Below are 15226 nucleotides of genomic sequence, written 5' to 3' on the forward strand. Positions count from 1 at the left end.
GTGGACTGATCCAATCAGTTGAGTCGATCCGAGGAGCCGGGTCTGTCCAAGGATGGGTGGAGCGATGGGACTGAGTATGCCAGCCGCTGGGCGTTCTGTCGCCGTCGTGGTTGTTGCGCACGGCCGCGCACGGCCGCGCCCGCCCAGGCGTGAGGGTAGGCCGCGCCCGCCTAGGCCGTGCCCGCTCAGGCGTGAGGGTAGGCCGGGCCCGCCTAGGCCATGCCCGCTCACGCGTGAGGGCAGCCCGGGCCCGCCTAGGCCGTGCCTGCTCAGGCCGTAAAGGCGAGGTCTTTCGCATGGAGTCTGTGCAGGAGCGGTTCTCCGCGGGACACCCGGTGGGCTTCCTCGATGGTGCTGGCGGCCATCCGCTCCAGCTCCATCCCCAGCGAGCCGGCCAGATGCGGTGTCAGCAGCACATTGGGGTGTGTGTAGAAGCCCGAGTCCGCTGGGAGCACCCAAGGAGTGGTGACGTCCAGGACAGCGTAAAGGTCGCCTTGCTCGATGCGCCGAAGCAGCGCATCTTGGTCCACCAGTTCGCCGCGCGCGGTGTTGATGAAGGTGGCACCGGGCTTGAAACAGGACACCAGGCCTTGATGGATCAGGTTGCGGGTGGACGGAAGCGACGGCGCGTGGAGGCTGACGACGTCGCAACTGCCCACCAGCTCTTCCAAGGTGACGCGTTCGACGCCGAGGGAGGCTGCCGCGGCATCGTCAAGGAAAGGATCTGCCACTACTACGTGGACGTCGTAGGACTTCAGGAGCCGGATGACGTGCTTGCCGATCCTGGACGCCCCGATGATGCCCACGCGTTTGCCGAAGTTGCCCATGTCCGGGAACACCTGGTCCGGCTCGATACCGGTTTTCTCCGAGTGCAGCTTGCGGGCGATCTGGAGGACGCGCTTGTTGGCCAGCAGGATCATGGCCACCGTGTACTCGGCCACGGGGATGGAGTTGGCATCAGCGGCGGTGCTGATTTCGATGCCCCTTTCCCAGCATTCGTCGCCCACATGGTGTTTGACGGTGCCTCCGGCGTGGAGGACATGGGTCAGGCGCGGAGCTGCGGCCAGGGCCGCGGCATCCAGTCTGGGGCAGCTCCACCCTGTGATGAGGATGTCCGTCTCTGCCAGGAGTTCCAACGAACGTGCGGATGTGAAATCTTCCATGGGATCAGGGCTAAGCAGCCGCAAGCCGGGGGAGAGGGTCTCGAGGCGGCGGCTGGGAAAGACCCGGGATACGACGCCGGGACCCATGGCGAGCGCGACGTTTGGTTTGGTGCTGGTCACTTGACGCTCCCTGCGGTCAGGCCTGACTTCCAGAAGCGCTGGAGCATGATGAAGGCCACCAGCAACGGAAGGATGGAAAGCAGCGAGCCCGTGATGACCATGGGCGTGAATTCGGGCTGCGGTACGGAGTAGCCCTGCCAGATGGAGATGCCCACGCTGACGGGGAGGAGTTGCTGGTCCTGGAGCATCACCAGGGGGAGCATGAAGTTGTTCCACACGCCCACGAACTGGAAGAGCGCGATGGTGATGTAGCCGGGCATCATCATGGGGAGGCCCAGGGAGAAGAAGGACCGGACTGGCCCGGCGCCGTCCATCCGTGCGGCCTCGAGGGTTTCTGCCGGCACGTAGCTGGAGGAGTAGACCCGGGCCAGGTAGACGCCGAACGGGTTGCACAGTACCGGGATGAGGATGGCCCAGATGGTGTTGGTCATACCCACCAGGGAGGCCAGGAGGTACATGGGCAGCACGGTTGCGGTGTTGGGGATCAGGACGCCCACCAGGACGAAGCCGAAGAGCGAGTCCTTCCAACGGAACTGGAATTTGTCGAACGCGTATCCGGCCATGACTGAAATGAGGCTGCCGAGGACCGCGCCAACGCCGGCGTACATCACGGAGTTTCCCAGCCAGCGGAAGAAGAGCCCGCCGTCCTGGTTTGCCACGTTGGCGATGTTCTCGAACAGGGAGAAATTACCCAACGCGTAGGCGCTGGTGCCGTAGAGGTCCGCTGCATTCTTGGTGGAGGCGAACACCAACCACAGGACAGGGACCACCATGTAGGCCGAGCCAATGATCAGGAGCCCGTTGACGGTGAGCTTGCTGGCAAACCCTCCGCTGCGGTTGGAAGTGCCGTTGCTGCCGCGGCCGGAACGGTATCCCGTGCGGCGGGACCGTGGACCTTGCTTGGATGCTGCGGTGTTTCGGGAAAGTGTTGAGGTGCTCATGATTTGTTCATCCTGGAGCTAAGGCGGGTGACGGCCAGGGACAGGATTGCGGCCAGCCCGGCAATGATGATGGAGGCCGCCGCGGCCTGGTTGAGGTTGTGGCGGATGAACGCTGCGTCATAGGCCCACAGGTTGGGAACCCAGGTACTGGTGACCGAGGCCGTGGCCTTGGAGATGATGTTTGGCTCGGTAAACAGCTGCAGGGTGCCGATGATGGTGAAGAGCATGATGACGCTCAGGGCCGGCAGGATCAGGGGGAACTTGATGCTCACCGCGGCCCGGATCTCACCGGCGCCGTCCACCCGTGCCGCTTCCAGGATTTCCCGGGGCACGGCCTGGAGTGCAGTGAACAGGATGATGACGTTGTAGCCCGTCCATTCCCATACTCCGATGTTCACGATGGATGGGAGCACCAGGTGGGCGTCCAGGAAGTTGACCTGGATACCGCCACCCTGGAGTGCCTGGACCGGTGGGCTGATGCCGGGGGTGTAAAGGTAGGCCCAGATCAGGGCAGCAATGACGCCCGGAACTGCGTGCGGAAGGAACACCAGGAGCTGGAAGAGCTTGCGTGCCTTGGCCACTGTCGCATCCAGCAGGAGTGCGAAGACCACTGCACCGCCCACCATGCAGGGAATGTAGATCAGGCAGTAAAGGCCGAGGCGGCCGATGCCCTCCATGAAGGTTTCGGATTGGAAGACCTGCACATAGTTCTCAAGCCCTACGAACACGGTCTTGGCTTCCCCGAAGCCCAAGCCGGACTTCTGCTGCGAGTGGAAACTCAGCACCAGGGAGTAGATCACTGGTGCGATCATGGCGATCGCGAAGACCGCGAAGAAGGGGACCAGGAACAGCGCGGCAGTCCGTCCGCCGGTTCCCGCCAGTGCACGGCCGCGGCGGCGCACTGTGGTGGTGAGGGCCTGGGTGGCCATGGGATTCTCCTAGCTTGGGAGGGGGCCTCCTGTCAGAGGCCCCCTGCCTGTGGGACTACTCGGTGAGCGGCTGTTCCTGACGAATTACTCTTTGACGGAACTACTCTTTGACCGACAGGCCGGCCTGCTTCAGGCTGGCCACTGTGGCGTCCTGGGCGGTATCGACGGAGCCAAGGATGGTGCCGCCGGTGGTGAGCTTGCCGTAGGCATCCTTAAGGGCTGTGTTGGTGATGTCCCAGTTGGGTCCCCACTGCCAGCCCGGGGTGATGGTGCCGTACGCCTTGGTGAAGACCTCGTAGATGTCGTTGCCGAAGTAGCTGGCGTCGTAGGCCTGCTGGGCCACGGGCGTCAGGCCCGGGAAGGCCAGGAACGCGGAGCCGGTGTTGCCGCGGGCCTTGATGGCCTGCTGGTTGGTGGTGAGGAACTCGACGAACTTGGCGGCAGCGGCGGGGTTCTTGCTGCTCTTGGTCACGTTGAAGCTGGAACCGCCGTAGAAAGCGCCGGATTCGTTGCCCCAGTTGGGCAGCTCGGCAGCGATCCACTGGCCCTTCTGGCCGCTGGCCTCGGTGCGCTTCTGGATGCCGGTGGCACTCCAGTTCGCGCCAACTACGCCAACCACAGTGCTGTTGGCGAGGTCCAGGCTCCACTCGTCGCTGTAGGCCTGGGTGACTTTGACGATCTTCTGGTCAATCAGCTTCTGCCAGTAGTTGGCAACCTTCTGTGTTGCTTCGTCGTTGACTCCAACTTTCCAGCTGTCGCCTTCGGTGCCGAACCACTTGGCCCCTGCCTGCCAGGCCAGACCTGCGCTCGCCGCTACCTCGTTGGGGTTGAAGCTGGCCAGGTAGGAGTCAGGCGCTACGGCCTTGAGCTTCTTGCCTGCCTCTTCAAATTCGTCCCAGGTCTTAGGGACCTCGACGCCGGCTTTCGCCAGCATGTCTTTGCGGTACCACATGAGCATCGGGGCGGCGTCGTACGGAAGGGCATAGGTCTTCCCGCCGAACTGGACCAATGCCTTTGTCTCGTCCGTGAGCTTGTCCACAGTTTCGGACTTGTTGATCAGGCCATCGAGCGGAATGACCTGGCTGTTGCTGACGAACTGCGGCAACTGGGGGTATTCGATGGTGGCGACGTCCGGGCCGTTGCCTGCCGTGATGGCGGTGGAGAGCTTGGCGTAACCACCGTTGGCGCCGTTGGGGATGGTTTCGAAGCTGACCTTGATCTTGTCCTGGCTGGCGTTGAACGCTTCAGCCACTTTGTCCATCCCGGCCAGTGAGGACCAGAAAGTAATGGACCCTGAGGGGTCTTCCGTGGGCGTAGGAGCAGCGGAGGTGCTGGGGCCGGTCCCGCAGGCTGCGAGCAGCAAGGTGCTGGCCGCCAGGCCGGCCACCCCCGCGAATAGGTGACGACGCTTCATGGTGTTCTCCTTTGAAGACTTGCGATGCGAAGAGAGGGGACATGTGGTTGGGGCCACATGCGATGAATCCATGTAATCGGCAAGTTCGAACATCTTCAACGTTTCAAACAAATTCAAACATTCAGCAAGGAAGCCTGCGTCTTTGAACCGCATTCCGGCGATGCATCACCGATGCCAATTGTGTTTGAACGAACAAAAATGCTGGACGCTGGTCGTTCGGCGCTGCTATGAATTCTGGACACCCGAATCAGCGACTACTGAAAAGTCACCACCGAAGAACAGGGATTCCAATGGAGAAATCGAACATCAGCAGGCGGGCAGTCCTTCAAGTTGGCGGCGCGGCTTCGCTCGCGGCGGCCATCGGGCTGGCAGCCGGCCAGTCGGCGTCGGCGTCCACTCTTCCCGCGTCCAAAACCAAGGCGACCGAAGTGCTGGACCTTGGCCCCGGCGTCGTCCAGTTCTCCCTGATGAGCGGGCTGCTGGTAGGCGACACGCTGTTCATCGGCTCGCGGAACCTGGATCCCGTGCGCATTGTGGCGTTCCATGTTCCCAGTGGCAAGGTCACCGGGGTGACCGAGTTGGAGAACGGCTACGCCATCCAAACCCTGGCCGCCGACGCCTCGGGCCGGTACCTGTACGCCGGCGTCCTGCAGAACACCACCGGGCCCAAGCCGAACCTGTTCCGCTGGGACCTTTCCAACCCGGGTGTGAAAGCCAAGCCCATTGGGCGGATCGGGGACCGCGACGTCCGAGACCTGAGCGTAGCCCCCAACGGCCGCCTCTACGCTGTGGGCGGCGGCAGCGGGACGGCGCCGGCGTTGTGGGAATACGACCCCGCCACGGGAACGGTTTCCAACCTTGGTGTTCCCGATGCCGGCGCTACCCTGGCCCGTGCGGTTGCGGCCACGGACTCCACCATCTTCTTCGGCGCAGGCAGCACTTTGGGCGGCGGCGGCAGCGCCAGCAGGGCATGCCTCTACGCTTACAACCGCGCTGCCAAGACCTTCACCAACGTCACGCCTGCAGAGATGGTGGCAGATCCCAGCATCCGGGACCTGGCAATTGTTGGCGACAAAGTCCTGGTGGGCTCGGCTGCTTCCACGTCCACTTCCAAGATCGCCGCCGTCAGCATCGCCAACCCGACCTCCTACGCCGCGGCCGCATCCGAAGGCAAGACCGCCAAGAACTTCGCCGCGATCGGGGACAAGGTCTACTTCGCCAACGAGGCCGGTCTCCTGGCGTACTCACTGTCCGGCAACAAGGTTGCAGCTGTGCCATACCAAGGGCCGTTCCTGGGCGAAATCTGGGGCGTTGATGCCTTGGACGGCAAGCTGCTGGTCACCTCCGCTTTCGGTTTCGTGGCGGAAATCGACCCCGTTTCCGGGACGTACAAGACCACGGACCTCGGCGAGGCCGGAGCGCCGTCGGATGCCCAGGAAGCCATGGGGCTGGCAGCCGGGGGTGGCCTGGTGTATGTGGGCGGCAATGGCGTCATCTCGCGTCGGTCGCTGAAGGACGGGCAGGTCACCAACATGACGGTTCCGGGCGAAGCGAAGGACGCCGTGGTGGTGGACAACGTGCTTTACACCGGCCAGTACAGCTCCCAGGGCATCTGGAGCTACGATCCGCGCAGCGGCAAGCCCATCAGCCAGGTGGCCAAGTTCTCCTCCGAACAGAACCGTCCCCTGGACGTCCATTGGGACGAGGTCAACAAGCTCGTCCTGGTGTGCGCCCAGGCTGACACCGAGGGCGGTGGCTCGCTCTGGACCTACGATCCCGCCACGGGCAAGTCCGGATTCTTCCTCAACCCCGTGGACAAGGTGCAGCTGGTTCGTGCAGTAACAGCGCGCGACGGCGTTGCCTACCTTGGCGGCGGACGGCCCGGTACCGAGGGGCCCGGCACTGTTGTGGCGATGAACCCTGTGACGGGCAAGGAACTGTGGCGCCTCGATCCGGGCCTCGGCGCAGGCGTTTCTGCCTTGGCTGTGCAGGGACGGTACTTGTACGGGATCGTCCGGACCGGGCGCATGTTCGTCATCGACCTGCCACGGCGCGTGGTGGTGCACCAGGCCGACATCAGTTCGGTCTGCACCGGATTCGCGGCCTTGGTCACCAACCGTGGTGCTGTTTATGGTGTCTCGGACACGGACGTTTTCCGCTTTGATCCCAAGACCTTCGAGCTCGCCACGGTTGTGGCCGATATCGACGGCGGCTGGTACAGCGGCTCGCACATCACCAACGACGAAGACGGCTACCTCTACACGATGCGTGGCCGGAACGTTGTTCGGATCGACGACTACCCCCGACGGTAGTGGCTGGCGTTGCGGGGCCCGCTTTGCGCTCTCTGGCGAGTATTTAACGCGCAGAGCGGGCCTCACAGCGTTCATTTATGCTTGTTTGACCATTTGGATTCCGGAAGAGGATTGGCATGCTCAGCGGGGAACGCCACGAGAAAATACTCCGCGAGCTGGAGTTGCGCGGGACACTGACCGTGAACGGGTTTGCCGAAAAGAGCGGCCAGTCCACCATGACCATCCGCCGGGACCTCACACAGCTCGCGGCCCAGGGCCTGCTGAGGAGGGTCCATGGGGGAGCGGTGCGGATGGTGGCCGAACGGCCGGGCGAAACAGTCAGCCGGAGATCCCGCCAGCCACTGGCAACCCTTGGCCTCATCGTTCCCACCGCCGGGTACTACTTTCCCGAAATTATCCGGGGCGCAGAAGCTGCAGCCAGGGAACTGAACGCGCGGCTCATCCTGGGGGTCAGCAACTACTCCACCGAGGATGAGCACCGGCAACTCCAGCGCATGGTGGCAAACTCGGTGGACGGCATACTGTTGGCCACCGCCGGACCCTTGGAACCCGGGTCTCCGACGTTCGAATTGCTGTCCGGACTGCGGATTCCCGTGGTACTGGTGGAACGGTCAAGCCGGGTGTTCGAGTCCGTGATGTCCGATCACAGCTACGGGGCCGAACTTGCCATCGAGCACCTGGCATCATTGGGCCACCGCAGGATAGGGCTGGCCATAGCGAGCAGCTCCACGGCACCCTGGCTCCGCGAAAGCCACGAGCGCATGGTGGCCAAGCTTGGCCTCGAAACAGATGCACCCGTCATGGAATATGTCCGTTCAGTGGTGGGGGCAGGCAACAACCAGAAGGAGTTTGCCAAGTTCCTGAAGGACTGCCGGCGCACCGATACCCATGCGGCCCTGGTGCTGCCGGACGAAGAGGCCATCACGCTCATCAACCTGGCTGAGGAGTCCGGCGTCGATGTTCCCGAGGACCTGGCGATTGTGGCCTATGACGACGAAGTTGCGGACCTCGCCCCTGTACCCCTGACCTCCATCGCCCCGCCCAAGCGCGACGTTGGACATGCCGCCGTCGCCATGTGCATGGAACGTCTTGCGGCAAAGACGGGTTCCGCCGTGCAGCCTGCACTGCGCCGCGTAAGCCTGGCCCCGAAGCTGATCATCCGGGAGTCCACGGTGACGGGGGAGGACGCGGAGTAGGGGTCTGCTCTGAGAAATGTCAGTGGCGGTCAATAGTTTGAGGCATGACTGATTCGCGTGCCCTGGCTTTACCCGCAGATTACAAAGATCTCTTGGATGCGCTCAAGAAACGCGTGCGCGATGCGCGTCAGACCGCCCGTCGAACCGTCAACACACAGCTGATCGAGTTGTATTGGTCGATCGGGAAGACTGTGTTGGAGCGTCAGCAGATCGAGCAATGGGGGAGCGGCGTCATGGGGCGCCTGGCCGAGGACCTCCGTGCAGAGTTCCCGGATATGAAGGGTCTGTCTTGACGGAACCTCTTTTATATGCGGGCCTTTGCCGACGCATGGCCGGACCCAATTGTGCAACAAGTTGTTGCACAATTGCCGTGGGGGCACGTCACCTCACCCATGGCAGTGGCCGCCTATACATACGACAAGCTCCCGGCCTCCGAACAGCAAGCCCTGCCCAACGAAAGCCACCTTGTCGCTGCCCTCGAATGGGCAGATCCTGACGAGGAACAGCCGAGCGCCTCCCAGGAGACGCTTGTAAATTAGTCGCATTGCCTTCACCGCGCGACCCTCCCGCCGGCTCTGTGCCAGGACTAGGATGTCCGCGGAAGCGCACTGCACACCGGCAAGACCAGACCCCAACCCTTAACAGGAGAACACCATGGGAATTCTGTCCGTTGACCTCTTCATCACCCTCGACGGCGTGTACCAGGCCCCGGGCGGCCCGGACGAGGACCGCTCGGGCGGCTTCGAGCACGGCGGATGGCAGGCCGCCTACTCAGATGAGGAAGCCGGTGCCGCGATCGTCGATGGGATTAACCGGATGGACGCCCTTCTGCTGGGTCGGCGGACGTACGACATCTTCGCCGCATACTGGCCCAACCAGGACGACCACATTGCCCGGACACTGAACGGCCTGCCCAAATTCGTGGTTTCCAAGACCTTGACCGACCCTCAGTGGGACGGAACGACGACGTTGGGAAACCTTGATCAGCTCGCTGCCCTGAAGGAGCGCTTCAACGATATCCACGTGATCGGCAGCGGCGAACTGGTACGGTCACTCCTCGACGCGGACCTGGTGGACCGGCTCAATTTGTACCTTTACCCGCTCACCTTCGGCACAGGCAAGCGCTTGTGGGCCGACGGAGCCGGGGTACCCGCGGCTTTCCGGTTGGTTCAGCCGCCGCAGGGCTTTCCCAACGGGGCGGTAGCGCTGGCGTACGAGCGTGCCGGGGCGCCGGTTACGGGCATCGATATCGGTCAATCCTGAAGCCGCAGTAAACTGCCGCTGCACTTAACTGGAGCGTTCGACGGCGGGTGCGGCACCCGCCGTCGAACGCTTCAGTTTTCTGCTGTGTCGCCTGGGCTAGCGCAGGACCGGAACGGCGAGGGGTTCACGCTGCACCCGTCCGCGAACGAAAATCAACGCGACTACGGCGATCAGCATGTAGATCATGTTGGCCGGGCCTGCCAACTGTAATAGCGGGCTCTGCGGACCCGCGGCGGCCTGGTCGATGCCGCCAGTTGACAGGAAGAGCGTGGGGTCGTAGAGGGCATGCAGGATCATGGGCCAGATCAGGTTGCCGGTGACCCGGAGAGTCAAGTACATGCAAATGCCGAAGCCGAACGTAAACAGCACGGTCACCAAGACGGTGACGATCGGCATGCCTGACAAGACGTTCGCGGAATGAAGCAACGCAAAGACCAAGGAAGACAGCACCATGACTACCCACTCCGGCTTCCCGGAGTCGCGCAGCATTTTCACCACGATGCCGCGGGTAAGGATTTCCTCGGCAAAACCGATCAGCAAACCCGTGAGCAGCATGATGACCACCACGGATGCCTGATAGCTGCTGTAGTTGATGCCCAGAAAGCGCAGCGCAATGGCAGCCACCAGGAAGAACGGCGCAACCCACATCCACCAGCTACCCTTGATCGGCTGGGGAGCGAACAGCGGTTTAAACCACTTCACCGAATACACGAATGCTGCCAGTGCCGCGCTGCCAATAATCAGCGACAACGTCAGGCCGACAAAGACGCTCTCGGGCGTGCGGAAGAGGTCCTCGGCTACCACCTGGTCTCCCGCAATGGGACCAATCACCAGGCCGGCACCAAGGTAAATCGCCATATAGAGAACGGCCAGCAGGATGGCCCGCCACCAACCACCCTTATCCCAGAACGCTTTCCACGGTGATGAACGGACGGATTGGTCCACGTAATGCCCCCTTGAGTCTGCGGGACGATGGATTGCCCCCACCTAGAAATCTACTGCACGCAGATCTTGTGCCGATTGCCATGCGTGCCGGTAGTACTCCGAGTGCGCCAGCCGGGCGGCGGCGTCCTCGTCGATGATCACCGTCGCCCGCGGATGCTGCTGAATGACGGAGCCCGGAACTGCCGAGGACACTGGGCCTTCCAACGCAGCGGCAACAGCCTTTGCCTTAGAGGAACCGAACGCCAACAGCACCAACTGCCTTGCCCGGAGGATGGTCCCAAGCCCTTGGGTAATGCAATGGGTTGGGACTTCTTCCAAGGAACCAAAGAACCGCGCGTTGTCCCTGCGCGTCTGTTCGGCCAGTGCCTTGATACGCGTGATTGATGCGAGGGAGGACCCGGGCTCGTTGAATCCCACGTGGCCGTTGGAACCGATGCCCAGGATTTGGATGTCGATGCCCCCGGCGTCCGTGATCATGGCTTCGTACTCGGCTCCGGCGCGGGCGATGTCGGGGCCCGTTCCCCGCGGAGTGAACACCTGCTCCGGAGTAAGCCCCAGCGGTTCCACAACCTCGCGGGCAATCACCGAACGGTAGCTTTCCGGGTGCTCAGGCGGGACGCCGAGGTACTCGTCCAAGGCGAAGCCACCCACGCGGGACACATCAATGCTGTGCTCCCGCACTTCCTTGGCCAAGGCCGAATAGGTTGTCAGCGGGGTGGAACCTGTTGCCAGGCCCAGGACGGTGGCGGGGTTTGCGATGATTTGCTGCATAAAGATGGATGCAGCGACGCTTCCGGCCTCGATGGGGTCGCGGACAATGATGACTTCTGCCATGGGCTTCCTTTGGCTAGTAAAAGATAGCTGTTGCTCAGTTGGGTGAGAGGCTGACGGGCGTGCCGGCTTCCAGGCTCTTATTGGCGGCTTCCACGATTGCCACGATGCTGAGGATCTCCCGCAACGGCACATTCGGTGTCCCGGTCCGGATGGAACTCACGATCCCGTCAAGAAGGCCCACCAGCATGGGCGGACCCGCCTCGATGGAGAACTCGGAACAGCCGCGATCGGTGTCGATGCGTCCTGACGTAAAGGCGCTCCATTCCGCTTCGCCCGTCAACGAGACCACGCGGCCGTCTCCCCAGCGGACCGTCACGCTGGTGGCGCTGGCCGGTGACCCCGGCCTAACGGCGTCGACCGTTACCGTCTCCGGTCCGGCCCCCAGGGCGGCCACTGCGAGGTCCACCAGATGCACGCCGTACCAGGAAAGGCCCGGGTGGCCGGGCTGGGTGGGGAGGGGACCTTCCAAAGATACGGATTGCCCGGTCCCGCGGGAAAGGGCCTCCTGGAACTCAGGCGTGAACCGCTTGGGAGAGCCGGCCAGGACCAAAGTTCCGGAAGCCTGCGCCTGGGCGAGCATGGTGCGGGCCTCAGCAAGGGTAGGAGCGAACCGGGTGTCCACGTAAATCGGCTTGCCGAACCGCACCACGCGCTCAAAATAGCGTGGGTGCGTCCTTGCATCGGAGGACACGATCAGCAGGGCATCGCAGGCCTCGGCCACGGCTTCCGGCGAATCGCACATGGTGACGCCCAACCCGCTCACCTCGTCCGCGAAGTCGTCGATCCGGTCGCGGCTCAACGGAAAGTCCGACGCCGGTTCCCCCTTCCAGGCGTGCGTCACCGTGCCGCCGGGGACAACGCCGTCGGAACCGTTGCCGAAGAGGCGGGTAAACGAAGGCGCGTGCGGGGAGTCCACACCGATGAGTCCGAAGCGGATGGGCGCAATAGCGGTCATCCCTTGACCCCGCTGTGCGTGATGCTGGCGACGATGTGCTTCTGCAGGAGGGCGAAAATCACCAGGCACGGGATGAAACTGACCAGTGTTGCAGCCATGACGTTGGACGTGGAGGCCGTCTCGGTGTTCAAGGTTGCCAAGCCCACGGTAAGCGTCCGGGCAGTGTCGGATTGACCCACCACCAGTGGCCAGAGGAGGTCGTTCCAGTGCCACAGGAAGACGAAGATCGCCAGCGTTGCCAGGACCGGACGGATCAGCGGAAGAACGATCTGCCAGAAAGTACGCCACTCACCGGCGCCGTCAATGCGGGCTGCGTCGAAGAGCTCCTCGGGCATGTCCCTGACGAACTGGCGGATGAGGAAGATCGCCTGGGCGTTGGCCAAGGTGGGCAGGATCAGGCCCCACAGGGTGTTCACGCCGCCCATCTTGGAGATGAGGATGAACGTGGGAATCAGGGTGGCCTGAACGGGCACCATCATGGTGGCGATAATGGCCCACAGCAGCGCGTTCCGTCCCGGGAACCTCTTACGGGCCAAGGCGTAAGCGGCCATGGCAGCGGTCAGCAGGACCACCACCACTGACACTGCTGAGTACAAGAAAGAGTTCCAAAGCCAGAGCGGGAATTCGCCTACGTTGAAGATGCGGACAATGTTGTCCAACGTCAACGACGGCGGTAACGCGTAGGGCAGTGTGGGGGCTTCCTCCGGGGAGAGCGCCAGCACGGCAACGGCGATCAGTGGCGCCACGGTGAAGAGTGAGATCACTGCCAATACCCAAGTGAGGGTGCGCTGGCGGCGTTTTTCGGTGCTGCGGCGGGGATTAGCGCCGGTGGAGTGGCCCGGAGTACGCCCGCCTATTGAGGGGCTGGGAACTGTGGCAGTCACTTGGATTCCTTACCTTCGAAGAAGCGCTGCTGGATGAGCGAGAGGATGAGCACGATGACGAACAGCACCACGCCGATGGCTGAGGCGTAGCCGAAGTCGAAGAACTTGAAGCCTTCGTCGAACAGGAAGTAGATGAGGCTGTGGCTGGCCCGGGCGGGTCCGCCGCCGGTCATGACGTAGATGGTGTCGAAGACCTGGAAGCCGACGATGGTTTCGATGACGAGGACGAAAAACACCACGGGCTTCAGCAGCGGCAGCGTGACGTACCAGAACGATTTCCAGGCGCCGGCACCGTCAATACGGGCAGCCTCGTGTACCTCTGCGGGTTGGGCTTTGAGTCCGGCCAGGAAAATCAGCATGGAGTAGCCGAATCCTTTCCAGACGGACACCACGGCCAGGGACAGAAGGACCAGCAGTTGGGGTCCGGAGGTGAAGGGCACGGGGCCCATGCCCAGGCCGCCCAAGGCTGCATTCAGGGGACCGTCCGTGGAGAAGATCCACGTCCAGATGATGCCGGCCATGACGAATGAGCTGAGGTACGGAATGAACAGCAACGCCCGGAAAGTCCCGGTGAATCGGACCAGTTTGTCCAAGAGGACCGCCCCGGCCAAGGAGACTCCGATGATGAACGGCACGAAGATGGCCACGTACAGGAACGTCACCTTGAGGCTTTGCCAGAAGTTTGGATCAGCGGCAAGCCGTGTGTAGTTATCCGCCCCCAGGAATTCGAAGTCGCCGTTGAGGCTGTACTCGGTCAGGCTCATGGCGCCCGCCCCAAAGATAGGGAGGAACTTGAAGAGGCCGAAAATGACCAAGGTGGGAAGCACGAAGAGGATCCCGGCAATGGCCTCGCGGTTACGGGCCGTCTTGGCTCCAAAGGTCTTGAGCGGGGGTGCCGTCAACTCGGGATGTCGACCGGCCAGTGTGTTTCTGGTGCGGGTGTTTACAGACATGGGGTGACCAATCAGTGGTTGGGCTGGACTCAGGATGCCGAGCGCTGCAGGATGCCGCGAGCCTCTTTAGCGGCACGGTCCAGGGCTTCCTTGGCGGTGACATCTCCACGAAGTGCCGCCTGGATGTTCGGCGCGAGGGCGCCCATCACCTGGCGGGCAGCGGGGGAGGGTTCGCCGGGGTTGGCGGACTTCAAAGCCTCTGCCATGGCAAGCGAGTCGGCGTCGGTGCCCAACGCCGCGGCGTCGGTACGGGTGGGCAGGTTGCCCGCAGCGGCGTTGAGGGCCTTCTGGGACTCAGCCGAGCTCAGGTAGCTCATCACCGTGTAGGCAGCGTCGCGGTTTTCCTTCTTGTTGATGGAAGTCAGTGCCAGCAATCCGGGGTTGCCGTAGGTTGCCTGGACCTTGCCCTGCAAGGGAGCTCCGAGGGCAACATTTTCGGCACCGAGCGCGGCGCGCATCTGTTTCAGCTCAGGCAGGGAAGTGGTGGCACGCATCGCTGCTTTGCCGGCGGCGATCGGCGCACCTTCGACTTTGGGGCCATCGGTGGCTGCATCCGCTGGCAGTCCGCCAAGCTTCTTGAGGTCCACCAGCAACTGCAGCGCCGAGACTCCGGCCTCGGAGTCGAAAGCAACGTCCTTGGCATCATCGGTGAATACTGTCCCGCCTGCCTGCCACAGCAGGGGATAGAAGGACAGGTTCAACGTTTGCTCGGGGCTGCCGGCGTAGTCCATCACGGCAATGCCCTTCTTCGCCAGTACCGGCGCGGCACTGCGGAGGTCGTCCCAGGTCTTGGGCAGTGGAATCCCGGCGTCCGCGAAGATCTTGGTGTTGTACGCCGTGGTGTTGATGTTCTGGAACAGCGGAACTCCGAACACCTCTTTGTCGAATGTCGCCGCTTCCAAAGTGCCGGGGTAGAAGCTGTCTTTGTCCTTCTCAACTGCTTTGTCCACGGGCAGCAGTCCACGAACGTTGCGGTAGGTGGCGGCTTGGTCCGGCGTAATGAGTACGACGTCGGGGCCGGAGCCAGCTGCCAGAGCCGCTGAGATCTGGGCGTCCCGCTTGTCGAACGTCTGGAGCTCAATGGTCAGGTCAATCCCGGGATTTGCCTTCTCGAAGCTGGCTTCCGTGTCCTGCCAGAACTTCTTGCTCGCGGTCTCGTCCTTGATGACGGGGTACATCCAGAGCGTCACCTTGCCGCTGGCTTGGCCGCCGTCGGACGTTGTAGAACCGGCGGAACCGCAGGCGGTGAGCGCAATGGCGGCGGTGACGACGGCGGCTGTCGCCAATGCGGTGCGGTGCATCTTTCGAATGAACATG

Annotated in this window: 13 protein-coding genes and 1 pseudogene; 4 read left to right on the top strand and 10 right to left on the bottom strand. The window is 62.8% G+C overall.

Annotated features, from left to right (window positions below):
* Positions 1-269: 269 nt before the first annotated feature.
* The 4 genes from AC6JA3_RS02985 to AC6JA3_RS03000 form a co-directional block, all read right to left on the bottom strand.
* The gene (locus AC6JA3_RS02985) at positions 270-1283 is read right to left on the bottom strand and encodes a hydroxyacid dehydrogenase (RefSeq protein WP_223943832.1); all 1014 of its coding nucleotides are present in this window, start codon (positions 1281-1283) and stop codon (positions 270-272) included.
* A complete protein-coding gene (locus AC6JA3_RS02990; RefSeq protein WP_223943831.1) occupies positions 1280-2224 on the bottom strand; it encodes a carbohydrate ABC transporter permease in 945 nt (314 codons plus the stop codon). Before AC6JA3_RS02990 ends, AC6JA3_RS02985 begins: the two co-directional genes overlap by 4 nt.
* A complete protein-coding gene (locus AC6JA3_RS02995) occupies positions 2221-3153 on the bottom strand; it encodes a carbohydrate ABC transporter permease (RefSeq protein ID WP_497919893.1) in 933 nt (310 codons plus the stop codon). The genes AC6JA3_RS02990 and AC6JA3_RS02995 overlap by 4 nt, the downstream gene beginning before the upstream one ends.
* 100 nt (positions 3154-3253) lie before the next feature.
* Positions 3254-4567 carry an ABC transporter substrate-binding protein gene (locus AC6JA3_RS03000; RefSeq protein WP_223943830.1) on the bottom strand — a complete coding sequence of 438 codons (1314 nt, stop codon included), beginning with the start codon at positions 4565-4567 and terminating at the stop codon, positions 3254-3256.
* Between the two features lie 290 nt (positions 4568-4857).
* On the opposite strand from AC6JA3_RS03000, the gene AC6JA3_RS03005 reads away from it, so the two are divergent.
* The 4 genes and pseudogenes from AC6JA3_RS03005 to AC6JA3_RS03020 all read left to right on the top strand — a co-directional run bounded on the left by AC6JA3_RS03005 (position 4858) and on the right by AC6JA3_RS03020 (position 9338).
* Positions 4858-6879, top strand: coding sequence for an NHL repeat-containing protein (locus tag AC6JA3_RS03005; RefSeq protein ID WP_223943829.1), 2022 nt, complete (start codon positions 4858-4860; stop codon positions 6877-6879).
* A 116-nt stretch (positions 6880-6995) separates the two neighbouring features.
* Positions 6996-8075 carry a substrate-binding domain-containing protein gene (locus AC6JA3_RS03010; protein WP_223943828.1) on the top strand — a complete coding sequence of 360 codons (1080 nt, stop codon included), beginning with the start codon at positions 6996-6998 and terminating at the stop codon, positions 8073-8075.
* Between the two features lie 44 nt (positions 8076-8119).
* Positions 8120-8461: pseudogene (locus AC6JA3_RS03015) on the top strand (DUF1016 N-terminal domain-containing protein); the annotation flags it as partial.
* Positions 8462-8729: 268 nt separating this feature from the next.
* The gene (locus tag AC6JA3_RS03020; protein ID WP_026543408.1) at positions 8730-9338 is read left to right on the top strand and encodes a dihydrofolate reductase family protein; all 609 of its coding nucleotides are present in this window, start codon (positions 8730-8732) and stop codon (positions 9336-9338) included.
* A 96-nt stretch (positions 9339-9434) separates the two neighbouring features.
* Here the strand turns inward: AC6JA3_RS03020 and AC6JA3_RS03025 are convergent, their stop codons facing one another.
* Genes AC6JA3_RS03025 through AC6JA3_RS03050 form a run of 6 tightly spaced genes read right to left on the bottom strand, consistent with a single transcriptional unit; the run spans position 9435 to position 15225 of the window.
* Positions 9435-10283 (bottom strand): CPBP family intramembrane glutamic endopeptidase, encoded by an 849-nt coding sequence (locus AC6JA3_RS03025; protein WP_223943826.1) that lies wholly within the window; start codon positions 10281-10283, stop codon positions 9435-9437.
* A 42-nt stretch (positions 10284-10325) separates the two neighbouring features.
* Positions 10326-11117: a glucosamine-6-phosphate deaminase gene (locus AC6JA3_RS03030; RefSeq protein WP_223943825.1), complete on the bottom strand. Its 792-nt coding sequence runs from the start codon at positions 11115-11117 to the stop codon at positions 10326-10328.
* 34 nt (positions 11118-11151) lie between these two features.
* Positions 11152-12072: a Gfo/Idh/MocA family protein gene (locus AC6JA3_RS03035; protein WP_223943824.1), complete on the bottom strand. Its 921-nt coding sequence runs from the start codon at positions 12070-12072 to the stop codon at positions 11152-11154.
* Entirely contained in the window at positions 12069-12956 is an 888-nt protein-coding gene (locus tag AC6JA3_RS03040) for a carbohydrate ABC transporter permease (protein ID WP_223943823.1), read from the bottom strand. The genes AC6JA3_RS03035 and AC6JA3_RS03040 overlap by 4 nt, the downstream gene beginning before the upstream one ends.
* Positions 12953-13909, bottom strand: a complete 957-nt coding sequence (locus AC6JA3_RS03045; RefSeq protein ID WP_026543413.1) for a carbohydrate ABC transporter permease — start codon at positions 13907-13909, stop codon at positions 12953-12955. The genes AC6JA3_RS03040 and AC6JA3_RS03045 overlap by 4 nt, the downstream gene beginning before the upstream one ends.
* Positions 13910-13938: 29 nt before the next feature.
* Positions 13939-15225, bottom strand: coding sequence for an extracellular solute-binding protein (locus AC6JA3_RS03050; RefSeq protein WP_347782544.1), 1287 nt, complete (start codon positions 15223-15225; stop codon positions 13939-13941).
* Between the last annotated feature and the right edge of the window lies 1 nt (position 15226).

It is taken from the genome of Arthrobacter sp. TmtSoilC79, from assembly GCF_059739405.1.

Bases quoted from the DNA above. Each gene is read 5' to 3' on its own strand.
- AC6JA3_RS02990 (WP_223943831.1), bottom strand. From the start codon at position 2,224: ATGAGCACCTCAACACTTTCCCGAAACACCGCAGCATCCAAGCAAGGT.
- AC6JA3_RS03035 (WP_223943824.1), bottom strand. From the start codon at position 12,072: ATGACCGCTATTGCGCCCATCCGCTTCGGACTCATCGGTGTGGACTCC.
- AC6JA3_RS03030 (WP_223943825.1), bottom strand. From the start codon at position 11,117: ATGGCAGAAGTCATCATTGTCCGCGACCCCATCGAGGCCGGAAGCGTC.
- AC6JA3_RS03045 (WP_026543413.1), bottom strand. From the start codon at position 13,909: ATGTCTGTAAACACCCGCACCAGAAACACACTGGCCGGTCGACATCCC.
- AC6JA3_RS03010 (WP_223943828.1), top strand. From the start codon at position 6,996: ATGCTCAGCGGGGAACGCCACGAGAAAATACTCCGCGAGCTGGAGTTG.
- AC6JA3_RS03050 (WP_347782544.1), bottom strand. From the start codon at position 15,225: ATGTTCATTCGAAAGATGCACCGCACCGCATTGGCGACAGCCGCCGTC.
- AC6JA3_RS03020 (WP_026543408.1), top strand. From the start codon at position 8,730: ATGGGAATTCTGTCCGTTGACCTCTTCATCACCCTCGACGGCGTGTAC.
- AC6JA3_RS03000 (WP_223943830.1), bottom strand. From the start codon at position 4,567: ATGAAGCGTCGTCACCTATTCGCGGGGGTGGCCGGCCTGGCGGCCAGC.
- AC6JA3_RS03005 (WP_223943829.1), top strand. From the start codon at position 4,858: ATGGAGAAATCGAACATCAGCAGGCGGGCAGTCCTTCAAGTTGGCGGC.
- AC6JA3_RS02995 (WP_497919893.1), bottom strand. From the start codon at position 3,153: ATGGCCACCCAGGCCCTCACCACCACAGTGCGCCGCCGCGGCCGTGCA.